Below are 17709 nucleotides of genomic sequence, written 5' to 3'. Positions count from 1 at the left end.
GTCCGAATAGGAAAAGACTTACAGGAGGCATCGAAACGCATGGTCTATTGGACGGTTAGCTTGTTTATCATCTCCGGGTTCATTCTTGGACTTCGAAGAGCGGGCGTAGGGAATCCCTTCTCGAAAGGAATCGCGCTTGCGGCAGGTCTTGCCCTGTTGGCGGTAGCATGTCTGGCTCAAAATTATACGCAAAGCCTTATCCCCGAAGCGAACGACGGAATCGGCATCTCGAATCCGGTCGCCTATTGGATCATTGGCGAAGACGGCTGGTCGCAGTCCTTGTTTGCCGCTGCGTTCCGAATGTCGATCTATTGGACGGTGGCGCTGATCGCGCTTTATCCGTTCGTCGCAGTCGCCGAGGCGAGGTTTCGGGCTATCAGAACGGCAGACGGTCGCGGATGAGGAGGTTCTCGGAGGCCTATCTGCGGTTAATTGTGCTCGTGCTTGCGTTCGAGGTGCTCGTGTCGGCGGTAATCGGCCTGGGCATTTATGCGGGCTTCTCCGTATTTCCTTATTCCCAAGCCGCCGTTACAGCCGGCCAAGCGGCAGGCGCTGCGGGGCAGACGACCGGCATTAACGCGACCGTGCCGATGTACATGCCGACGCTGGCGGACTTGAAGGTCCCTTATACGCTGCTCGAACCCGGGCCGGCGACTTGGGGCATTGTTTCGATTCTCTGCGCGATCGCGCTGATCGTACTGCAGAGTTTCGTTCGGGGCATGTATCTCGGCGGTTTGAAAGCTCATATCCAAGGCCGGCACGTATCGCTTGTCGCATGCGGACGCCGATACTTCCCCGTGATGGTGGGCTTTGCGGGCATGCAGACCGCTACAGGTTTACTCGTTGTGATGTTCGCGATGGCCTTCTTCCCGCTTGGTTTACTGATGATGCTGGCAATGCTGCTCTTCGCGCTTGCACCTTATTTGGCCGTCCTGCAGGAGCTGCCGCTCGGTCACGCGCTGGCCAAATCGCCGCGTACGCTGCGCCGTTATGTGGGGGAATGGCTGCCGCTCGCGCTCGGCGCGCTGTTGTTCACCGTCATCCTTAGTCTCTTCCGGGCCTTGCCGCAGCCTTGGGGTTACGCGATTCCTCTGCTGGTCTATGGGGGAGGCGGCACACTGCTGATCGCCGCCCTTATGCGAAACTTGGATGCCCGGCTGCGAGCGGAGGGGGAACCGGTGCCGATGCTGCCTTTGCCGGAGAAGAAGGAACGTCGAAGTGCCGCCTATGGATGGGCTGCGCTCGCGCTGGCATTAGTCGCGGCAGGCGTATTCGCTTCGTCCGGACAGCACCTGAACGCATTAGATTTCGGCGGCAAAGAACGGATGGCGGGGATCGCCTACGGGACGAATTTTTCCGATGCCTTCTACGCGTCGGACCAACAGTACACGACCTATCTGTGGGAGAGCGGGGATCTGGAGATCGCGATGCGGCTGCCGGATTTGAGGAATGGGGACGGACCGAAGGAACTTCGGGGGATTGCCGATATCCGGTGGTCGGTCGACGAGCTGGTGCATACCCGCGTTGGCATGGGAACGACGGCAGAGATGCGGCCAGTCCAGCGCGAGAGCAAGCTGCTGTACCATCTCGTACGGGATACCGCTAGCAACGGCACGCCGTATTACTCGAGCATGAACGGCGGCCATATCGCCCTCATGCCGGGTAAAGCGAGCCCGATCCAACCGTTCTCGTTCCATATCACGGTGAGCGGAGACGGACGAGATATTTCCTTGCTGCAATATCAGCAGGGGATGGACGAACCGCTGCTTTTCCGCATGTCCGAAGACGGGCGGTACATCCTCCCGGGGACGAGCACCTCCAATCCGCAAAATGTAAAGGTCTATTGGTTCTCCGACGAGCGCCGGACGGATGACGTCTTCGAGCTAATGGCCGCTCGAAACCGAATCAACCTCATGCCGAAGACCGAGCGGGGATACCTGCTGCTTGCGGCCGCGCTTCAGCAAGGCGACGGTCGGATGGTTGCCGAGCTGCTCGGGATGATGCGTCAACGAGGCGTGACCGTGAGTGCGCCGGAGCGGGATGCGTCAGGCTGGACCGCCGAACTGAGACGGCTTTACCAAGGCGCGAGCGTGGAGGAGACGCTGCCGTTCATTACGAAAGCGGGCGAGCAGAATGCATATCCGCTGCAGGAGCAGACCGGCGGCGATGTGAATCGCCGCATCTACCGGATCGAGGTGCCGTTCCCGAACGGTACGCTGCCGATCGTGTACGAAGAGTCTGCGGATGGTTCGCTGATTGCCATTAAGGTGGAGTAAATTGGAGGTACCGTTTTCTGGAAGTGCTGGGAGCCGGGGCTAAATGTTTCAAATTGCCTTGCGTGTATTAAATGCACATTGTATGATTATAAATAACAAACAGGAGAGCGCGGCCAACGCTCTCCCTGCACGACACTTGGATGAGAATCCTCCGAATAGAACCAGAGAGAAATAACCCGTCACCGTGGCGCTAACCTGGGCGGGTTATTTTCGTTTGCCGCTAAGGTAAGTGAGCAACGCGAGAACGAACATCCCGAGCAACATCACTTCTTCGAACGTAAACGTCATAGGCATGCACCTCCTTGCCGGAGGCTGCCTGTCCCACCCAAGTCTGTCGTGCGTTTCCAGTATATCAGAAGTCTATCGCTATTCGATAGGCTTATTTGATCCTCTTGAGAGATCCTGTAAACACGCCATTAACTCGCCATCTTGCCGGATTGAATAACTGTCAGGTTGCGCGCTGCAATGGAGCGCATCGGAGAGCAGGAGGTTGACGATCCAGCCAACAACCGGATCGCGCGCGAACAGGCAGAACAAGTCTATCGGACGCTCCTGGAGGCGGGAGTGGCGACCAGCGGCGTTCGATTTGATATTGTCCCTGGCGGACGGCATCATGAGACAACCTGGCAGATGCTGTTCCCGAGCGCGATTAGCTGGTTATCCGGGAACGGGGGATTTGACGATCCATGCTCCGCCAATCGAGCGGATACGTAGGGCATCAAAATGAACGCTCCGATCGCTTGCGCGTAAGCCAAGACGCGGCGTTAAGGGCGAGCTTCGTATAAGTTATCGACGCGAATAGAGGTACATCAATGAGCTGGTTTCGATTTTCGAAACCGGCCTTTGTCGCGTATATGGCTAGAGTCATAGGCACGACCGCAGTGCGAACGGTGCCTTTCCTCTCTCACGTAGGAGATTCGATGCAGTTGCAGTCATGCCCGATCGGATTGCCTATTTTTACATTGACACCGATGATGAGAACGATTATCATTGATCACAATTGAGGTTGAGAATCATTATCAATAATAACTCGTTCTTGTCTCAATGGAAGTCGATTCTAAGCAATTAGGGGGAACTAACTGTGTCAGGATTAAGAAAGTCAGCGTTATTCGTCGTATTCGCCATCGTGCTCGTCCTTGCGACGGCTTGCGGGAATAATGCGAACAATACGAGCACCACGAGCGGTGAGAATGGTGGCGGCACGAACAGCGCGAATAATGCGGCTTCGACGAACTCCGGTACGAACGAACAGGCAACCGAGACGGCGGGCGAGACGCGCAGCATCAAGCATGCGCTCGGAGAACTGCCGATCACGGGCGTGCCGCAGAAGATTGTCGTGCTCGAATGGACATACGCGGAAGATCTGCTGATGGTCGGCGTGCAGCCTGCTGGCGTAGCGGATATTGAGAATATGAAAAAATGGGTGTCCCCGCCGACGGCGCTCTCGGCTGACGTAACCGACGTCGGTACGCGCCAAGAGCCGAATCTGGAGACGATCGCGGCGCTCGAACCGGATCTGATCATCGGCGTGAAGTTCCGCCACGAAGCGACGTACGATCAGCTGAACGCGATCGCGCCGACGCTGCTGTTCGATCCGTATCCGGCCGAAGGTCAAGGCGACCAGTACCAAGAGATGATCGAGACGTTCAAGACCATTGCGGACGTCGTAGGCAAAAAGGCTGAAGCCGACAAGGTGCTTGCCGACCTGCAGCAAGCGTACGACGACGGCAAGGCGAAGCTTGCAGCCGCCGGTAAGGAAGGCGCACCGATTGCGCTGACGATGCCATGGGTCGATCAGAACGCGGTGACGTTCCGCGTCTCGACGGATAATGCCCTCGCCATTAAAGTGCTGGAGCAGATCGGACTGAAGAATACGTTCAAGCCGGCGCAATTCGAAGTATACGGCTACTCGCAGGGCGGCGTTGAGCTCTTGCAGCAAGTGACGGACGCGAACTATCTGCACATTACGAACGAAGACAACGTCTTGGGCGTGCTGGAGAAGAACGCGGTCTGGACCGGTCTGAACTTTGTCAAAGAAAACCGCGTCTATGCGCTCGGCGGCGACACATGGCCGTACGGCGGTCCTCACTCCGCGAAGCTGCTCGCTGAGCGCGCCGTCAGCGTGCTGACAGGTCAATAATGAAGCTGGCGGAGGAACGGGTAACCGCTCCCTCTCCGTCGAACGAATTTCCAGCCCGTCGCACCTCGCGTGCGAAGGGCTGGATGCCGTTCGCGATGCTTGTCGGAGGGAGCCTGCTGCTGATCGCATTGACCTTCTTAAGCTTGACGCAGGGTATGAAAGCATTGTCGCCTTCGACTGTCGTCGATGCGCTCTTCTGGCCGACAGATACGCCCGAGCATCGCGCTATTAACGGCGTTCGGCTGCCGCGTACGGTCATGGGGCTGCTGTCCGGCGCCGCGCTTGCCGTAGCCGGCTCGCTTATGCAGTCCGTCACGCGCAATCCGCTTGCCTCGGAGACGACGCTTGGCGTCAATGCCGGCGCCTTCCTGGTCGTCGTCATCGGCACGATCTTCTGGCCGGGCATGCTGCACCAATACGCCTTCCTGTTCGCCGTGCTAGGCGGCGCCGCGGCCGCGCTTGCCGTCTTCGGCATGGGCGGCGGACGCAAAGGGACGCCGATCCGGATCGCCTTGTCGGGGATGATTATTACTCTTGTGCTGTCGTCGGTGACGAGCGCGCTAATGATGCTGTTCGAGCAGGATACGCAAGGTCTGTTCGTGTGGGGCTCCGGCAGCTTGAACCAGAACGACTGGAGCGGCGTCCGATTCGTCTGGCCGTGGGTACTGGGCGGCATTGCGGCCGTCCTTCTCGCGTCTCGCCACCTGGACCTGCTCGCCTTCGGCGAGGAGAGCGCCCGCTCGCTCGGCCAGCATGTAGGCCGCACTCGCATGTTCGCCATGAGCGTCAGCATCGTGCTGGCGTGCGTCAGCGTCAGCGTCGTCGGGCCGATCGGGTTCATCGGCCTGCTCGCGCCTCATATCGTCAAGCTCTCCGGTATGCGCGCCCATGTACTGCTGCTGCCGGTCAGCGCGATATGGGGAGCGGCGATCCTCGTCGGCGCGGACACGGTCGCCCGCGGCTTCGCGGCCAGCGCGGTCGGCGAGCTGCCTGCAGGGGCGGTGACGGCGTTCATCGGGGGACCATGGATTATATGGCTTGCGCTTCAAGCGTCGAAGAACGCGGCCGCCGCGTCCCCGCCGGAAGGCCGTTCGTCGATGAATGTCGGCACAATCGGCAGGCGCCTGCCTTTCGTACCGCTTGTGATTGTATTAACGCTGCTGCTCGTCGCGATCAGCATCGCGGCGCTGATGAACGGCACGCTGCATCTGTCCGTGAGCGAAGTGCTCGCGACGTTATCCGGCAACGGGACGAAACTTCACGAGAAGGTGCTGCTTGAACTTCGGCTGCCGAGGCTGCTCACCGCTGGCGTAGTCGGCATGATCTTGGCGGCCAGCGGAGCGCTCATGCAGAGCGCGGTAAGGAATCCGCTCGCCGATCCCCAAATCGTCGGCGTCTCGAGCGGCGCGGGCGTCGGCGCGATGCTGCTGCTCGTCGCATTCCCGCAGCTCCCAGCCGGCTGGGTCCCGGTCGGCGCGTTCATTGGCGGGATCGCCGCGGCTGTTATCGTATACGCTGCCGCTTGGCGGAGAGGATTAAGCCCGACTGTGCTGACGCTCGTCGGGATCGCGGTCGCCGCATCCGGAACGGCGCTAATCAACATTCTCGTCGTCTACGCCAAATTGACGTTGGCCCCCGCGCTGACATGGCTGGCCGGCAGCACGTATGCGCGCAGCTGGCCGGAATTCGCGCAAGTCCTCCCGTTCGCCCTTGTCCTGCTCCCAATCGCCTGGTGGATGGGGCGCAAGGTGGACCTGCTGTCCTTCCAAGACGACAGCTCGACCGGACTCGGCCTGCCGGTCCGCCGAACCCGGCTGCTCGTAACGCTGCTGGCCGTCGTGCTTGCCTCTGCGGCGGTGGCCGCGGTCGGCGCCGTCGGCTTCATCGGGCTGCTCGCGCCGCATGCCGCGCGCATGCTGGTCGGCTCGAACCATAGACGGCTTATGGTCTTGTCCTCGCTGCTCGGCGCGATACTGCTGGTGGCTGCCGACTGGATCGGCCGCATCATGCTGTCGCCGCGCGAGATTCCCTCCGGCATCGTCGTCGCGTTAATCGGCGCGCCTTATTTGATCTTCCTGATGTTCAAATCCCGTACGGCAAAATAACTATAAGAAAGCTCCTCTCAATTCCCTGTAGAAGCAACCCAGGGCTGGAGGAGCTTTTGCGCATCTCCCGAGCGTGGTCATCATCCCGCAATTCATAAGAAGTCAGGCTAGCCGCAGTCGGGTATGATGGAGTTAGGCTTTCCTTTCATCTCATACCACGATCAAGGAGGATGCTGAATGCTGCTTAAGGACAAGATCGCCGTCGTGTACGGCGCAGGCGGGAAGATCGGCGGCGCGGTCGCCCGGGCGTTCGCTCGCGAAGGCGCGAAGGTGTAACTGGCGGGGCGCGCGTTGGACAAGGTTGAAGCGGTCGCGAGGGGGATCGTTCAAGAGGGTGGCTTGGCCGAAGCGGCAGCCGTGGATGCGCTGGATCGCGAGGCGATCGAGCATCACATGGAGCAAGCCGTGAGCCGTTCGGGTCGCATCGATATTTCTTTCAATGCCATCGGCATTCGCGGGGATTTGCAGGGCGTGCCGCTGCTGGAGATGGCGCCCGAAGATTTCGTCCTGCCGGTGTTGACCGGCGTTCGGACGCACTTCCTCACGGCGACGGCCGCGGCTCGGTATATGGTCCGGCAGCAGTCGGGCGTTATTCTGACGCTATCCACGTCGGCAGCCAGCTTGTCCGGACGGGACCGGCGCTACCACTTGACCGGCGGTTTCTCCACGGCGTGCTTGGCGATCGAAGGCTTCACGCGCAGCCTCGCCGGCGAGGTAGGCACGCAAGGCGTCCGGGTCGTCTGCCTGCGGTCGGATGCGATTCCGGAGACATGGGACGACCAGCAAGCGCCTGCAAGGACCTACATGACGGACGGAACGGCGCTTGGCCGGCTCCCGACGCTGCGCGAGGTGGCGGACGCCGCCGTGCTTATGGCTTCCGACAGGGCGAGCGCCATGACGGGAGCGATCGCGAATCTCACGTGCGGCTCGGTCATGGATTAGCTGTTACGGGGTACTACTCGGTTATGAGGCAATGTGAGATCGATTCGTACGCAAGGGTGAATCTGATCAAGATTTAAGGCAGCGAATATTTACTTTTATAAGGTGATAGATAGGTACGCCAAAAAGAGCGCATGCACCAAGCAAGCGCTCTTTTTTGGCGTGCCATTCGTGAAAACAAGAAAAAACATCCGGGCTTTTTGCGCTTTTTGCAATCGCGGCGGTCCCTTATAATGACAGTAATTATCCACGAGGAAGGACGTGCGCACTTGCGGAGACTCGTCGAAGTTAGCCTGGCCCCGTTCGTGCATAGCGCTTTATCAACGATGTTTCTCAATTATTTGCTGCAAGGCGACGATCTGTTATTCATTTGCGCCCTGTTCGTGTTCATGCTCGCGGTTCATGCGGCGCTGACGGCGTTCGCCGCGCGGGGAAGAGGGTACGTCATGTTTACGAATCTACTGCTCTTCCTGTTGTTCCAAATCGCCATGTTCGTCGGGCGAAACGCGTTATCGGGACCGGACGAAGCGGCGGAAGACGACTACGGCGCCGGGATGCTGCTGCTCGTCGTAGGCTTCCCGCTATCCATCACGAGCCTGCTGATCGGGTCTTTCGCCGGCTTTATGCTGTCTATCGTGCTGCGCAGGCCAATCGCCCGGATACGCCGGCGACTCTACCGCAAGCTTGCGCGCCGGACCTCCTACTGAATCAGCTCGATGAACTTGCTCGCGCTGCTCGAGAGCGGCACGCTTCGCAGCGTCATGATCCCGACATGCGACGGCGGTAGCTGTACATCCAATCGAATCTCGAACAATGAGCCGTCCGCCAGCTCCCTGGCGATGAACTCCCTGGCCACGTAGGAGATGCCGAGCCCTTTGCGGGCGAATTCGATCAGCAGGTCGACGCTGCCGACCTCGATGCCGGGCTTGATTTTGTGCCCGTAGCCCCGGAACAGCTCCGTAATCGCCATGCGCGCGCGGCTGTTGCGCGAGAAGAGGATGATCGGATACTCGAGCAGCTCCTCCATCGAGAGCACCCGGTCCTTCAAGCCGGAGAACGCAGCCCCCGCCACGAAGCAATCCTGCAGCTGAAGGCTCTCCTTCACCGTTAGCTGCGTATCGACGATCGGCATCCGCACGACCCCCATGTCGATGCGCCCTTCCTTCAGGAATGTAATGATCTCCGGCGTCGTACCATGGTTGAGGTGAAGCCGGATACCCGGGTATGTCCGGTGGAAGCGCTCGAGGTACGGCAGCAGAAAATGTTTGAACAGCGAATCGCTGCCGCCGATCCGAAGCTCCCCGCTGTCCAGATTCTTGAGCGCGCTCATTTTCTCCTCGGCTAGCGTAATGAGCATCTGAGATTGCTCGATATAGGAGTAGAGCACGGTGCCCTCCTGCGTTAGCGTTACCCCTTTGGACGTGCGGTAGAAGAGCGTAAGGCCCAGGCTGTCTTCCAGCTGCTTGATGGCGTGGCTGACGCTTGGCTGCGTCAAATACAGTGATTTGGCGGCTTGAGACAGGCTGCCTGTCTTCGCGGCCCAATAGAAAACTTTGTACAGTTCGTAGTTATTGGTCATAGACACGATCTATAGCTCCTGTGAAATGTATTAATTACGCATATATTGGTTAATCGTATTATAGTTGATCTAATGGGACTTAGAAAAGAGAGACCAGAACTGCCGGGAGTGGCACGAGAGTAAGCAAGCCCCGATTAACGAGAGACCAAAAATGAACGGAGGCAATGAATCATGAAGTTTTTTATCGATACTGCGAATTTGGCCGACATCAAGAAAGCGTATAAGATCGGCGTATTGTCCGGCGTAACGACGAACCCGTCCCTGGTTGCCAAGGAAGGCGTGCGTTTCGAAGACCGCATCGAAGAGATTTTGCGCGAAGTGCCGGAAGTCGAGTCCGTTTCGGCGGAAGTGACGCCGGATGCGCTGACGGCGGAAGAGATGATCGCCCAAGCGAACGAACTGATCAAGCTGAACAACAACGATAAAAACATCACGATCAAGCTCCCGATGACGCTGGCTGGTCTGGAAGCATGCCGCTACCTGACCAAGAAAGGCGTCAAAACGAATGTAACGCTCATTTTCACCGTTAATCAGGCGCTGCTCGCCGCTCGTGCCGGCGCTACGTACGTATCGCCGTTTCTGGGCCGTCTGGACGACATCTCCGAAGATGGCGTGCTGCTCGTCTCCAAAGTTGCCGAGCTGTTCCGCACGCATAACCTCGACACGCAAATCATCGCGGCATCCGTCCGCCACCCGGACCACGTAACACGCGTGGCCATGGCAGGCGCGCATATCGCGACGGTTCCGTTCACGGTCATCGAGCAAATTTCCAAGCACCCGTTGACGGATCAAGGCATGGAGAAGTTCGCGGCCGATTGGAAGAAAACCGCTGAACTTAAAGTTTAATCGAAATTGAAGGTTTCACGTTGCTTTGAAAGTTTCACGTTGAAGGTTTCACATTGCATTGTAAGTTAATCTCGCACGGACAGCTTAACGGTTTGAATTGCAAGTGTAATTGCGTACTGGCTAATGATTTGGAATGCTTTGGATCCCGGTTTCTTGCCGGGCTTCAAAGCTCTTTTTTTTGTTCGTCGCCGAGGCGTAGAATTCGGCGTTGCCATCTGCGGCGGAATGATTTATGATTTATTTGATAATGATAATTATTATCAATTAAGTCAATTCGTTTTTCCAGTAGGAGGTATCGCATGCTCGATTACACGAAGACTTCCCCTGACGCGGACGGCTGCGCTGCGCGGATGTCGCTGGATGAGGTGCGCGCTTACATGTCAGATCATTATCATGAAGCGTTGTCGATCGACTTGTTGGCGCAACTGGCTGGTCTGAGTCCGAATTATTTCGGCGAAGCGTTCAAGAAGGCGACCGGCCGGAGCGTCATGGACTATTTGACCGGACTGCGCATCGGCAGGGCGAAGCAGCTGATCCGGGAGACGGACCTGTATATGCGGGAGATCGCCAGGAGCGTTGGATATAGCGACGAGTATTACTTCAGCCGCAAGTTCAAGAAGGAGGTCGGCCTTTCGCCGTCGGCTTTCGGCAGGAGCGCCAGGAACCGAATCGCGGTGCTGTCCGCGTCGTCAATCGGCTATCTGCTTCCGCTTGGTATCGTGCCGACCGCGGCCCCGCTTGACCCGAAGCGGACGCCTTATTATCACTACTACTATCAATCCGAGATTCGCGTCCATCTGGAAAGCCCCGATTCGGGCAAAGATGAAGACAACATAAGAAGCCTGACGGCTGCGAAACCGGATGCCGTCATCATTCAAGAGAGCTGTGGAGCCGCTATGGCGGAATGGCTGGCGGCGAGCGGCATCGAACTGATCCGCGTCGAGGCGGAAGACTGGCGGGGACAGCTGTGGCAAATCGCCAAGGCGCTGGGCAAAACGGCGAGCGCCGACCGATGGATTCGCGATTACGAGAGCAGCGCCGCGAAGGCGAGGGCGAACATTCGGGAGGCGGTAGGACAAGATACGTTCCTGACGCTCCATCTATCGGGGGATCAGCTGTATTTGTACGTCAACCGGGGCATCCGGGACGTGCTCTATCGCGATTTGGAGCTGGCGGCCATTCCGAAGCTGAGAGAACTGTGCAATGAGCCGCTGTCGATCGAGGAGCTCGCGGCGTTCGATCCGGATCGGCTGCTGCTGCTTGTCTCTCCGGATGCCGTGACGCACTTACGCTGGCAGTCGCTGCAGCACGATGCGGGCTGGCTAAGCTTGAAGGCTGTACAGCATGGATGCGTGTATCAGTTACAGCCGAGTCCGTGGTTCGAGTATTCGGCCGTTGCGGTGAGCCGGATGCTGGAGGAGACGGTACTGCTCTTAACGGGGGGAAATCCTATGTTAGGAGGGACGGACGACGCTAGCCGCCCGCAGCCCGAAAGCGCACCACGATCAGCGCGCCGCCTTCCTTGCGGTTGGTAGCCGCGATCGATCCGCCGCTTCGCTCCACGATCGCCCGGGCAATGGCGAGACCCAAGCCGGACTCGCCGTCTTTGCCTTTGACGAAGCGGTGGAACAAGCCTGGAAGCAGTTCGTCCGGGAATCCGGGGCCGTCGTCCGCCAGGCACGCTTTTTGTCCTTGCGGACACAGCTAACGTTGGGCGGGCCTTCCCCCCTCTACTGAGAAGCTCCAGAGGATTGACTCGCTTAGCGGCTAGGTCTCCATGCTAAACATAATGGTTATCATGAACAACGATCCCGTGGGCGGTAATGCCCACGGGATTTTTTGTCAGCAAGGAGGCATACTAGGCGGAAGGAGTTGTGGCCAAAACAGACCGAGGAGCTCTAGGCATGCGGACAGAACTTACGCGGTCTCCAAGACTGCTCGCCCCTTCGATCTACCGGTATGCGACGGTCGGGGGGCTGCTCATCCATCTGGCGTTCGTGGTATTTTTTCACCTGCTCGGTTATTCGTTCATGGCGTGGGTGAATATCGGCTCAACGGTGTGCTATGCCGCTGCCATGCTGATCCTTAAGCGCGAGCGTATGGGATGGTGGGGCTGCTTAATCGCCTCTGAGCTGCTGATCTATGCAGTTACGGCAACCGTGTATATGGGGTGGAACGCCGGTTTTCATTACTACCTGTTCTTCGTCCTGTATGGGGCCTATGTGATGCAAACGTCCAAGCAGGCTACGCGGACTTTCGTAATTTTAAGCGTGATTGCATACGTCCTGCTCTATCACTACGCACCGGCCGGCATGGCTAGCGGCGTTGTGCCCGTCTGCCGGACGCTTCACTATTGGAACTTGATCAGCACGCTCGCCTATACGACGCTGCTGTCTTATTACTATCGGCAAAGCATTGAGCATACGATGGCGAATCTGCACGACGCCATCCAGGAGCTGGAGCTCTTATCCCGTACCGATCCGCTGACGGGCTTGCGCAATCGGCGGATGATTTACGAGAAGCTGCAGACAGCGCGGTTACGCCACGAGACGGACGGAGAGCCGTTCAGTATCCTGCTTGCGGACATCGATGGCTTCAAGCAGGTGAACGATCGCTATGGGCATAACTGCGGCGATGCGGCGATCAAGCATTGCGCGTCCTTGATCCGCAATACGGCGGGCGCCGAAGCGCTGGCCGTTCGATGGGGCGGGGAGGAGTTTCTCGTGCTGCTGCAGGGAATACGGCTTCAGGAGGCGGTGACGCTGGCCGAACGAATACGAGTGGAAGCGGAACGTCAGCCGTTCCGGTATGAGGGGCAACCGATTCCGATTACGCTCACACTCGGGGTTGCTGCATATCGCGCGGGCCAGACTGTCGACGCCTGCATTCACCTTGCGGACGTGGCGTTGATCGAGGGGAAGCGGGCGGGCAAGAATCGGGTCGTGGCGAGCCGGTAATACTGTTATCCCGTCTGCTGGATAGGCCAGTGGTGAATAATTCCTGCCGGTTAAGGGGAGCTTCTTATCCATATGGGGTGAAGACATGAAGTGGGAAATGCTCAAAGAATTGGAGCGGTTCACGCCGATCGCCGAGTTGCGATTCGTCAGACCTTCCGCGGTGGGCAAGCGGATGTATGAAGCTGGTGACGGGTTCTGGATCACCGCTACCGAGAAGAAGTTCGGCACGGAAGGCTCGGATCGGATCGAATTCGGCGCGCGCGGGGAATATTTGGCCAGCATCTTCTTCTTTCAATACAGGCGCGGGCTTGAGGCTTATTTCAACTTGGAGCCCTCCATGCGCAGGTACGAGGTGTTGGGCGAACGTTTCGAAGTGTGCGCAGGCATTGCGATCGGAGATACGCTCGAAGGCATCGAGAACGTCCTGCGGGCTAATCATTGCGTCTTCGAGGTAAGCGAGACGGGACAACTAACCGACAGTTCGATTCAATTCCGGTATACAGAGATCGTCTGGGACCGTTATCGACTGTTGTTCTTCGATCGTTCGAAGCAGGCCAAACTTGCGGGATTCGAGTACACGCCCTGAATGGCGGGTTAAGACTGGCGAAGTCACCTTGGACGGAATCTATTCCGGCTGGGGTGGCTTCTTTGCTTTGGTCATGCCATTATTCGGGGGAATCGTTGGCGGTTGCGCGATCGGCTGCCTTCGGTTGGGCCAGCAACTTTTCCGGGGGAATAGCGTCTAAGGATTTATGGTATGAAATGGGAATTGGTAAGGGGAGCCGTAGCAAGGGGAGATCGAACATGTGCAGCTGACTTACGCGCACGAACTGGCCGCCGCGATCGCCGCGTGGGATGGGCCGGAAAATTACTGTCATTCCACACGATATGGCCGAGCGTGGGGGACGATGGCGAACAACTAGGAAGAGAGCAGGTAGACGAATGAGGAAGCGAATACAGGCCGGTGCGGCCGCCGCGATCGTGCTGCTATTGGCGGGCTGCGACGTCGGTGGGGATGTCGCGCAGAACCAAGTGCCGGCAGCGGACACCCGGACGGCGGACGAACCGGTGACGGAATCCGAGAAGAATGCCGATACGGGAATTGAGCCGCAGACCAGAGCCGAGCCTAAGAAGGAAGCCGACATTCCCTTCCGGAACGAGATGACGAATGCCGGGCAAGAGACCGAGGCGCGAGCAAGCTTCTCCTACTTGGAGCAGCTGCCGACCGAGAAGCAAGCGGCGTACAACCGGTTCAAGGGAAGCCAAGATGTGGCGCTGTTGACGGATTTTACGCCGGAGGAGATGGTACTGGCGTATTTGCACACGCTCTCGAACGGCGATCCTTATGTGCTGTATCCGCTGATTTATAACGGCGGGTATTTGTCGGACCTTGCGCGGTTTACGGAAGACTACCGTGAGTATGTCAGCAACGACAGCTCCGAAATAGCCATGCACTACCGGTACTACGATTCGATCAAAGTGGATGAACTTGGTTCGAAACCGGACTACAAAGCAGTCGCCATATCCGTCAGCGTGGGGATCATCCACCATACCATGGTGCTCGGTCTGCGGGAAGAGGACGGCATATGGAAACTCGATGTGTACGGCTTTATGAAGGATCAGATCAAGAGAGGTAAAGAGGCCGAGCTAGAATCCAAGCAGTGAAGCAGTCCGCGGCAAGCACGAGAATTCAACGAAATCGGAGCATTCGTAATGGGAGAAGACAGCACCATTCAAGAGCAAGCAATATTGGAGGATCTACTTCGCGCATGCCGCCGCAACTGGGGATGGCAGGTGCGCGAAGTCGTCCCGATTAAGCGCGGATGGATGAATTTGAAGTGGAGAATCGTCACCGATGAGGGCGACTTTCTGCTGAAGCAATACAACCGGGAACGATATAAGCTCTATGCGCCTGATGATTTGCAATTCGCTTTCGAACAGCAGAGCCGTCTCCACGATACCGGATTGCCCTGTCCGCGGCCGCTGGCGCATCAAGATCGAATCCTGCTGGAATCCGAGCGGGGCGAACGGTTCATGGTTATGCCCTTCTGCGCAGGCGAGTTGGTTCCACCCGGACGCGGGAACACGGATCGGATGCACAGTCTCGGACGCGCGACCGGCCTCATGCACCGGCTGCTTAATGACGGTTCGATCGGAAGAGCGGCATCCGGGCCGCAGTTCCGTCCGCCTGCCCGCGAAGAGCGGCTGGTTCATTGGGATGCCGTTCGGGCGCAGGCAGCTGCGGCGGGGCGAGGCGAGCTGGTAGCGGCCATCGAGAGACAGCGCCGGACGACGGAGACGATCACGCTTGACGCGTTCAAGCCGCTGCGGACCGGCTGGGCGCATCGTGATTTATGGGCCGACAACGTGTTGTTCGGCGAGTCCAAGGTGAGCGCGATATTGGATTTTGACCGGCTGAAATACGATTATCCCCCGCTCGACATGGCACGCGCCATCCTCTCGTATGCGCTGGACGAGACGTTGGACGTGCTGCCGGCGGAAGCATTCGTCGCGGGGTATCGCGAGGAATGCTCGCTCGGCGAAGGCGAATTGACCGCGGCGTTGCAGCTGCTGTGGTACTTGGAAAGTCCATGGTGGATTACGGCCGAGAAGCGCGTACGCGGCACGCCTCCCGAGCGGTTCGCGAAGGAGATGGAGTGGATGGCGACACATATGGAGCGGCTGCGAGAACGGCTGGGTCATCTGTGAGCGGGGGGCTGGCAAGGGACGGACTTAACTTCTCCGGATGCGAAAAAGCTCTCCCGCCGTCAAGCACGGAAGAGCTCTCGTTGTTGGTTTATTGGTGCGGTTTGCCTTCGGTGAAGATCTGGAACGTTACGCCGAACTTGTCGACCACAATGCCGTAGGCCGGGCTGAAGAACGTCTCCTGCAGCGGCATGTTCACCTGCCCGCCGTCCTGCAGGGCATTGAAATACCGTGTGGCTTGTTCCTTGTCGTCCGTGGACAGACAGATCGTCACCTGCGTGCCGCTCTGATGCGGCTGACCCGGGAAGGTATCCGAGAACATGACGTCGGACTCGCCGATTTTGAGCGTCGCGTGCGAAATCCGGTTTTTCGCTTCCGGCGGCAGCGGGAATTCCGGATTTTCGGGCATTTCGCCGAACGCTTGGCTGAAAAGCAGCTGCGCGTCCAACGCCTTCTGGTAGAAGGTCATCGCTTCCGCCGCGTTGCCGTTCATTACCAGATAAGGGATCAATCTTACGGTCATTTCGTCACATCTCCTATTCGGATTGGATAGAGGTTCCATGTCCAAGTATGTCCGAAAGGTCAAATTTGAAACCAGCTGCCGGGAGTTGATACGTCCAGGCAAGGACCGCGAACACGGGAATCAGGAGGATGAAGATGACAATAAGCTGAGCCATAGGCTGCTACCTCCAAAGTCATATTTGTAGCGTGAACGCATGAAGAAAGGGTGTAAGTCATGAAGCAATCCATTGTCCATATCGCGCTCGTGGTCAACGATTACGATGAAGCGATCGACTTTTATACGAAGAAGCTGAATTTCACGCTGCTCGAGGATACGTACCAGCCTGAGCAGGACAAACGCTGGGTCGTCGTATCGCCGCCGGGCTCCATCGGCACGAATCTGCTGCTTGCGAAGGCGTCGAGACCGGAGCAGGAGCCATTCGTTGGCAATCAGGCGGGCGGACGGGTGTTCCTGTTTCTGAACACGGACGATTTCTGGCGGGACTATAACGAGATGACGGCGAGAGGGATCGAGTTCGTAAGACCGCCGCAAGAGCAGCCGTATGGCATGGTAGCGGTATTTAAAGATTTGTACGGGAATTTGTGGGATTTGTTGCAGTTGAACGAGGACCATCCGATCGCGATTAGGGCGAGATAGCGCTGGGGGAGAGGAGGCTGAACAATTCTTGACGGAGCTCGGGGAGCGCTGTAAAGGATGACGAGCAGCTGGAGGAGGATGATTATGTAAGGGGAGGTGCTGCACAATGCGAAACAAAGCCGGGATGCTGATCATGCTGATGCTGTTGACGGGCTGCTGGGGGACGACGAATGAAGCCGAACCGGTCAGCAAGGCGGGGCCGGCAGAGATTACGCTGACGCCTGTCGGTGATTTGTTCGAAGGGGATGCGGCGAAGTTCAAGCTCTTCCTGGGCGTGATGAGCGGGGCGTTCAAGCTGAGCGGCGAGGGCGAGAAGCCGCCAAACATGAAGCTGGATTTGGATATTTGGCGAGGCGGCAAGCGCGTCGAGACAGCCGGCTCGATCGGTGACGTATTCCATAGTACGCAGAAGCCGACTCGTAAAGAAGTAGAGGTCATTATCGCGATCGACGATTCAACCGTTAACATTCAGAACGGGCAGGTCGTCGTCAAAGTGTGCTTGGTCGACGATGCAGGGGCGAGTCTCTCGACCTTCACGGTCCCATGGGATCCCAAGCTCTCAGCGCGCGGACTAATCGCCCACACCGAAGCGCAAAGCTTTACGCTAGGCAAACCCGTTCACGTCTTCGGCATGCATGCGGCTAGCTTGAACGAAATCCGCACGGCGGATCTCACGCAGGAATCGCTGGGCAGCACGGAATGGGCGCTCGTGGCGACGCTGCGGGAAGAATAACGGCCGCTCGGTGTTACCCACTCATCCCGAGACCCTAAGAAGCTTCTCGTCCAAATAATCAGCTCCAACCGTGATGCAAACTTGCGGTGGGGGCTGTTTTTGCGTTGTCCAAATGGATTTTGCTTCAACAATTTCAACTAATTAATTATACTAAATTTAAAATATTTCAATTATCTATTGTGCGAAAGTGCCGATCTGCTTATAATCTTTTTAAGCGCTTACATAAAAACGGGGTCAAGACGCGCGTCAGACCCTGCATGCACGACCAT

The 17709-nt window shown here is 57.9% G+C and carries 17 protein-coding genes and 1 pseudogene; 15 read left to right on the top strand and 3 right to left on the bottom strand.

Annotation, left to right across the window (positions count from 1 at the left end; genetic code table 11):
• The first annotated feature begins 39 nt into the window (after window positions 1-39).
• The 7 genes from ACFFSY_RS26240 to ACFFSY_RS26210 all read left to right on the top strand — a co-directional run bounded on the left by ACFFSY_RS26240 (window position 40) and on the right by ACFFSY_RS26210 (window position 8167).
• Window positions 40-402, top strand: a complete 363-nt coding sequence (locus ACFFSY_RS26240; RefSeq protein ID WP_377499737.1) for a hypothetical protein — start codon at window positions 40-42, stop codon at window positions 400-402.
• Complete coding sequence (locus tag ACFFSY_RS26235) at window positions 399-2276, top strand: hypothetical protein (RefSeq protein WP_377499735.1); 1878 nt, start codon at window positions 399-401, stop codon at window positions 2274-2276. Before ACFFSY_RS26240 ends, ACFFSY_RS26235 begins: the two co-directional genes overlap by 4 nt.
• 465 nt (window positions 2277-2741) lie before the next feature.
• Entirely contained in the window at window positions 2742-2990 is a 249-nt protein-coding gene (locus ACFFSY_RS26230; protein ID WP_377499733.1) for a hypothetical protein, read from the top strand.
• 367 nt (window positions 2991-3357) lie between these two features.
• Entirely contained in the window at window positions 3358-4416 is a 1059-nt protein-coding gene (locus tag ACFFSY_RS26225; RefSeq protein WP_377499731.1) for an ABC transporter substrate-binding protein, read from the top strand.
• Window positions 4416-6521, top strand: a complete 2106-nt coding sequence (gene fhuB, locus ACFFSY_RS26220; protein WP_377499729.1) for a Fe(3+)-hydroxamate ABC transporter permease FhuB — start codon at window positions 4416-4418, stop codon at window positions 6519-6521. Before ACFFSY_RS26225 ends, fhuB begins: the two co-directional genes overlap by 1 nt.
• Before the next feature lie 291 nt (window positions 6522-6812).
• On the top strand, window positions 6813-7463 hold the full coding sequence (locus ACFFSY_RS26215; RefSeq protein ID WP_377499727.1) for an SDR family NAD(P)-dependent oxidoreductase: 651 nt from the start codon (window positions 6813-6815) through the stop codon (window positions 7461-7463).
• 230 nt (window positions 7464-7693) lie between these two features.
• On the top strand, window positions 7694-8167 hold the full coding sequence (locus ACFFSY_RS26210) for a hypothetical protein (RefSeq protein ID WP_377499725.1): 474 nt from the start codon (window positions 7694-7696) through the stop codon (window positions 8165-8167).
• Here the strand turns inward: ACFFSY_RS26210 and ACFFSY_RS26205 are convergent.
• On the bottom strand, window positions 8161-9039 hold the full coding sequence (locus tag ACFFSY_RS26205; RefSeq protein WP_377499801.1) for a LysR family transcriptional regulator: 879 nt from the start codon (window positions 9037-9039) through the stop codon (window positions 8161-8163). The two genes, ACFFSY_RS26210 and ACFFSY_RS26205, sit on opposite strands and share 7 nt — an antisense overlap.
• A 171-nt stretch (window positions 9040-9210) precedes the next feature.
• On the opposite strand from ACFFSY_RS26205, the gene fsa reads away from it, so the two are divergent.
• Together fsa and ACFFSY_RS26195 are read left to right on the top strand one after the other, a co-directional pair.
• Window positions 9211-9885, top strand: a complete 675-nt coding sequence (fsa, locus tag ACFFSY_RS26200) for a fructose-6-phosphate aldolase (protein WP_377499723.1) — start codon at window positions 9211-9213, stop codon at window positions 9883-9885.
• Window positions 9886-10184: 299 nt separating this feature from the next.
• Complete coding sequence (locus ACFFSY_RS26195; protein WP_377499721.1) at window positions 10185-11420, top strand: helix-turn-helix domain-containing protein; 1236 nt, start codon at window positions 10185-10187, stop codon at window positions 11418-11420.
• On the opposite strand, the pseudogene ACFFSY_RS26190 reads toward ACFFSY_RS26195, so the two are convergent.
• Window positions 11359-11562: pseudogene (locus ACFFSY_RS26190) on the bottom strand (sensor histidine kinase); the annotation flags it as partial. The gene ACFFSY_RS26195 and the pseudogene ACFFSY_RS26190 overlap by 62 nt on opposite strands.
• Before the next feature lie 227 nt (window positions 11563-11789).
• Between ACFFSY_RS26190 and ACFFSY_RS26185 the strand changes: the two are divergent.
• The 4 genes from ACFFSY_RS26185 (at window position 11790) to ACFFSY_RS26170 (ending at window position 15551) form a co-directional block, all read left to right on the top strand.
• Complete coding sequence (locus tag ACFFSY_RS26185) at window positions 11790-12842, top strand: GGDEF domain-containing protein (protein ID WP_377499719.1); 1053 nt, start codon at window positions 11790-11792, stop codon at window positions 12840-12842.
• Window positions 12843-12927: 85 nt separating this feature from the next.
• The gene (locus tag ACFFSY_RS26180) at window positions 12928-13428 is read left to right on the top strand and encodes a hypothetical protein (protein WP_377499717.1); all 501 of its coding nucleotides are present in this window, start codon (window positions 12928-12930) and stop codon (window positions 13426-13428) included.
• Window positions 13429-13784: 356 nt separating this feature from the next.
• The gene (locus tag ACFFSY_RS26175; protein WP_377499715.1) at window positions 13785-14507 is read left to right on the top strand and encodes a hypothetical protein; all 723 of its coding nucleotides are present in this window, start codon (window positions 13785-13787) and stop codon (window positions 14505-14507) included.
• A gap of 48 nt (window positions 14508-14555) precedes the next feature.
• Complete coding sequence (locus tag ACFFSY_RS26170; protein ID WP_377499714.1) at window positions 14556-15551, top strand: phosphotransferase; 996 nt, start codon at window positions 14556-14558, stop codon at window positions 15549-15551.
• An 88-nt stretch (window positions 15552-15639) separates the two neighbouring features.
• On the opposite strand, the gene ACFFSY_RS26165 is transcribed toward ACFFSY_RS26170, so the two are convergent.
• Window positions 15640-16071: a VOC family protein gene (locus tag ACFFSY_RS26165; RefSeq protein WP_377499712.1), complete on the bottom strand. Its 432-nt coding sequence runs from the start codon at window positions 16069-16071 to the stop codon at window positions 15640-15642.
• Window positions 16072-16284: 213 nt separating this feature from the next.
• Between ACFFSY_RS26165 and ACFFSY_RS26160 the strand changes: the two genes are divergently transcribed.
• Together ACFFSY_RS26160 and ACFFSY_RS26155 are read left to right on the top strand one after the other, a co-directional pair.
• Window positions 16285-16707, top strand: a complete 423-nt coding sequence (locus ACFFSY_RS26160) for a VOC family protein (RefSeq protein ID WP_377499710.1) — start codon at window positions 16285-16287, stop codon at window positions 16705-16707.
• A 106-nt stretch (window positions 16708-16813) separates the two neighbouring features.
• Window positions 16814-17440, top strand: coding sequence for a hypothetical protein (locus ACFFSY_RS26155; RefSeq protein ID WP_377499708.1), 627 nt, complete (start codon window positions 16814-16816; stop codon window positions 17438-17440).
• Window positions 17441-17709 lie beyond the last annotated feature (269 nt).

The sequence above is a fragment of the Paenibacillus aurantiacus genome (assembly GCF_042431225.1).
GTDB lineage: Bacteria > Bacillota > Bacilli > Paenibacillales > Paenibacillaceae > Paenibacillus_Z > Paenibacillus_Z aurantiacus.
The sequence above is the reverse complement of the archived record's forward strand: the minus strand, read 5'-3'. Positions and strand labels throughout refer to the sequence as shown.

Bases quoted from the DNA above. Each gene is read 5' to 3' on its own strand.
- ACFFSY_RS26240 (WP_377499737.1), top strand. From the start codon at position 40: ATGGTCTATTGGACGGTTAGCTTGTTTATCATCTCCGGGTTCATTCTT.
- ACFFSY_RS26235 (WP_377499735.1), top strand. From the start codon at position 399: ATGAGGAGGTTCTCGGAGGCCTATCTGCGGTTAATTGTGCTCGTGCTT.
- ACFFSY_RS26230 (WP_377499733.1), top strand. From the start codon at position 2,742: ATGGAGCGCATCGGAGAGCAGGAGGTTGACGATCCAGCCAACAACCGG.
- fhuB (WP_377499729.1), top strand. From the start codon at position 4,416: ATGAAGCTGGCGGAGGAACGGGTAACCGCTCCCTCTCCGTCGAACGAA.
- ACFFSY_RS26210 (WP_377499725.1), top strand. From the start codon at position 7,694: ATGACAGTAATTATCCACGAGGAAGGACGTGCGCACTTGCGGAGACTC.
- ACFFSY_RS26205 (WP_377499801.1), bottom strand. From the start codon at position 9,039: ATGACCAATAACTACGAACTGTACAAAGTTTTCTATTGGGCCGCGAAG.
- fsa (WP_377499723.1), top strand. From the start codon at position 9,211: ATGAAGTTTTTTATCGATACTGCGAATTTGGCCGACATCAAGAAAGCG.
- ACFFSY_RS26195 (WP_377499721.1), top strand. From the start codon at position 10,185: ATGCTCGATTACACGAAGACTTCCCCTGACGCGGACGGCTGCGCTGCG.
- ACFFSY_RS26185 (WP_377499719.1), top strand. From the start codon at position 11,790: ATGCGGACAGAACTTACGCGGTCTCCAAGACTGCTCGCCCCTTCGATC.
- ACFFSY_RS26180 (WP_377499717.1), top strand. From the start codon at position 12,928: ATGAAGTGGGAAATGCTCAAAGAATTGGAGCGGTTCACGCCGATCGCC.
- ACFFSY_RS26175 (WP_377499715.1), top strand. From the start codon at position 13,785: ATGAGGAAGCGAATACAGGCCGGTGCGGCCGCCGCGATCGTGCTGCTA.
- ACFFSY_RS26170 (WP_377499714.1), top strand. From the start codon at position 14,556: ATGGGAGAAGACAGCACCATTCAAGAGCAAGCAATATTGGAGGATCTA.
- ACFFSY_RS26165 (WP_377499712.1), bottom strand. From the start codon at position 16,071: ATGACCGTAAGATTGATCCCTTATCTGGTAATGAACGGCAACGCGGCG.
- ACFFSY_RS26160 (WP_377499710.1), top strand. From the start codon at position 16,285: ATGAAGCAATCCATTGTCCATATCGCGCTCGTGGTCAACGATTACGAT.
- ACFFSY_RS26155 (WP_377499708.1), top strand. From the start codon at position 16,814: ATGCGAAACAAAGCCGGGATGCTGATCATGCTGATGCTGTTGACGGGC.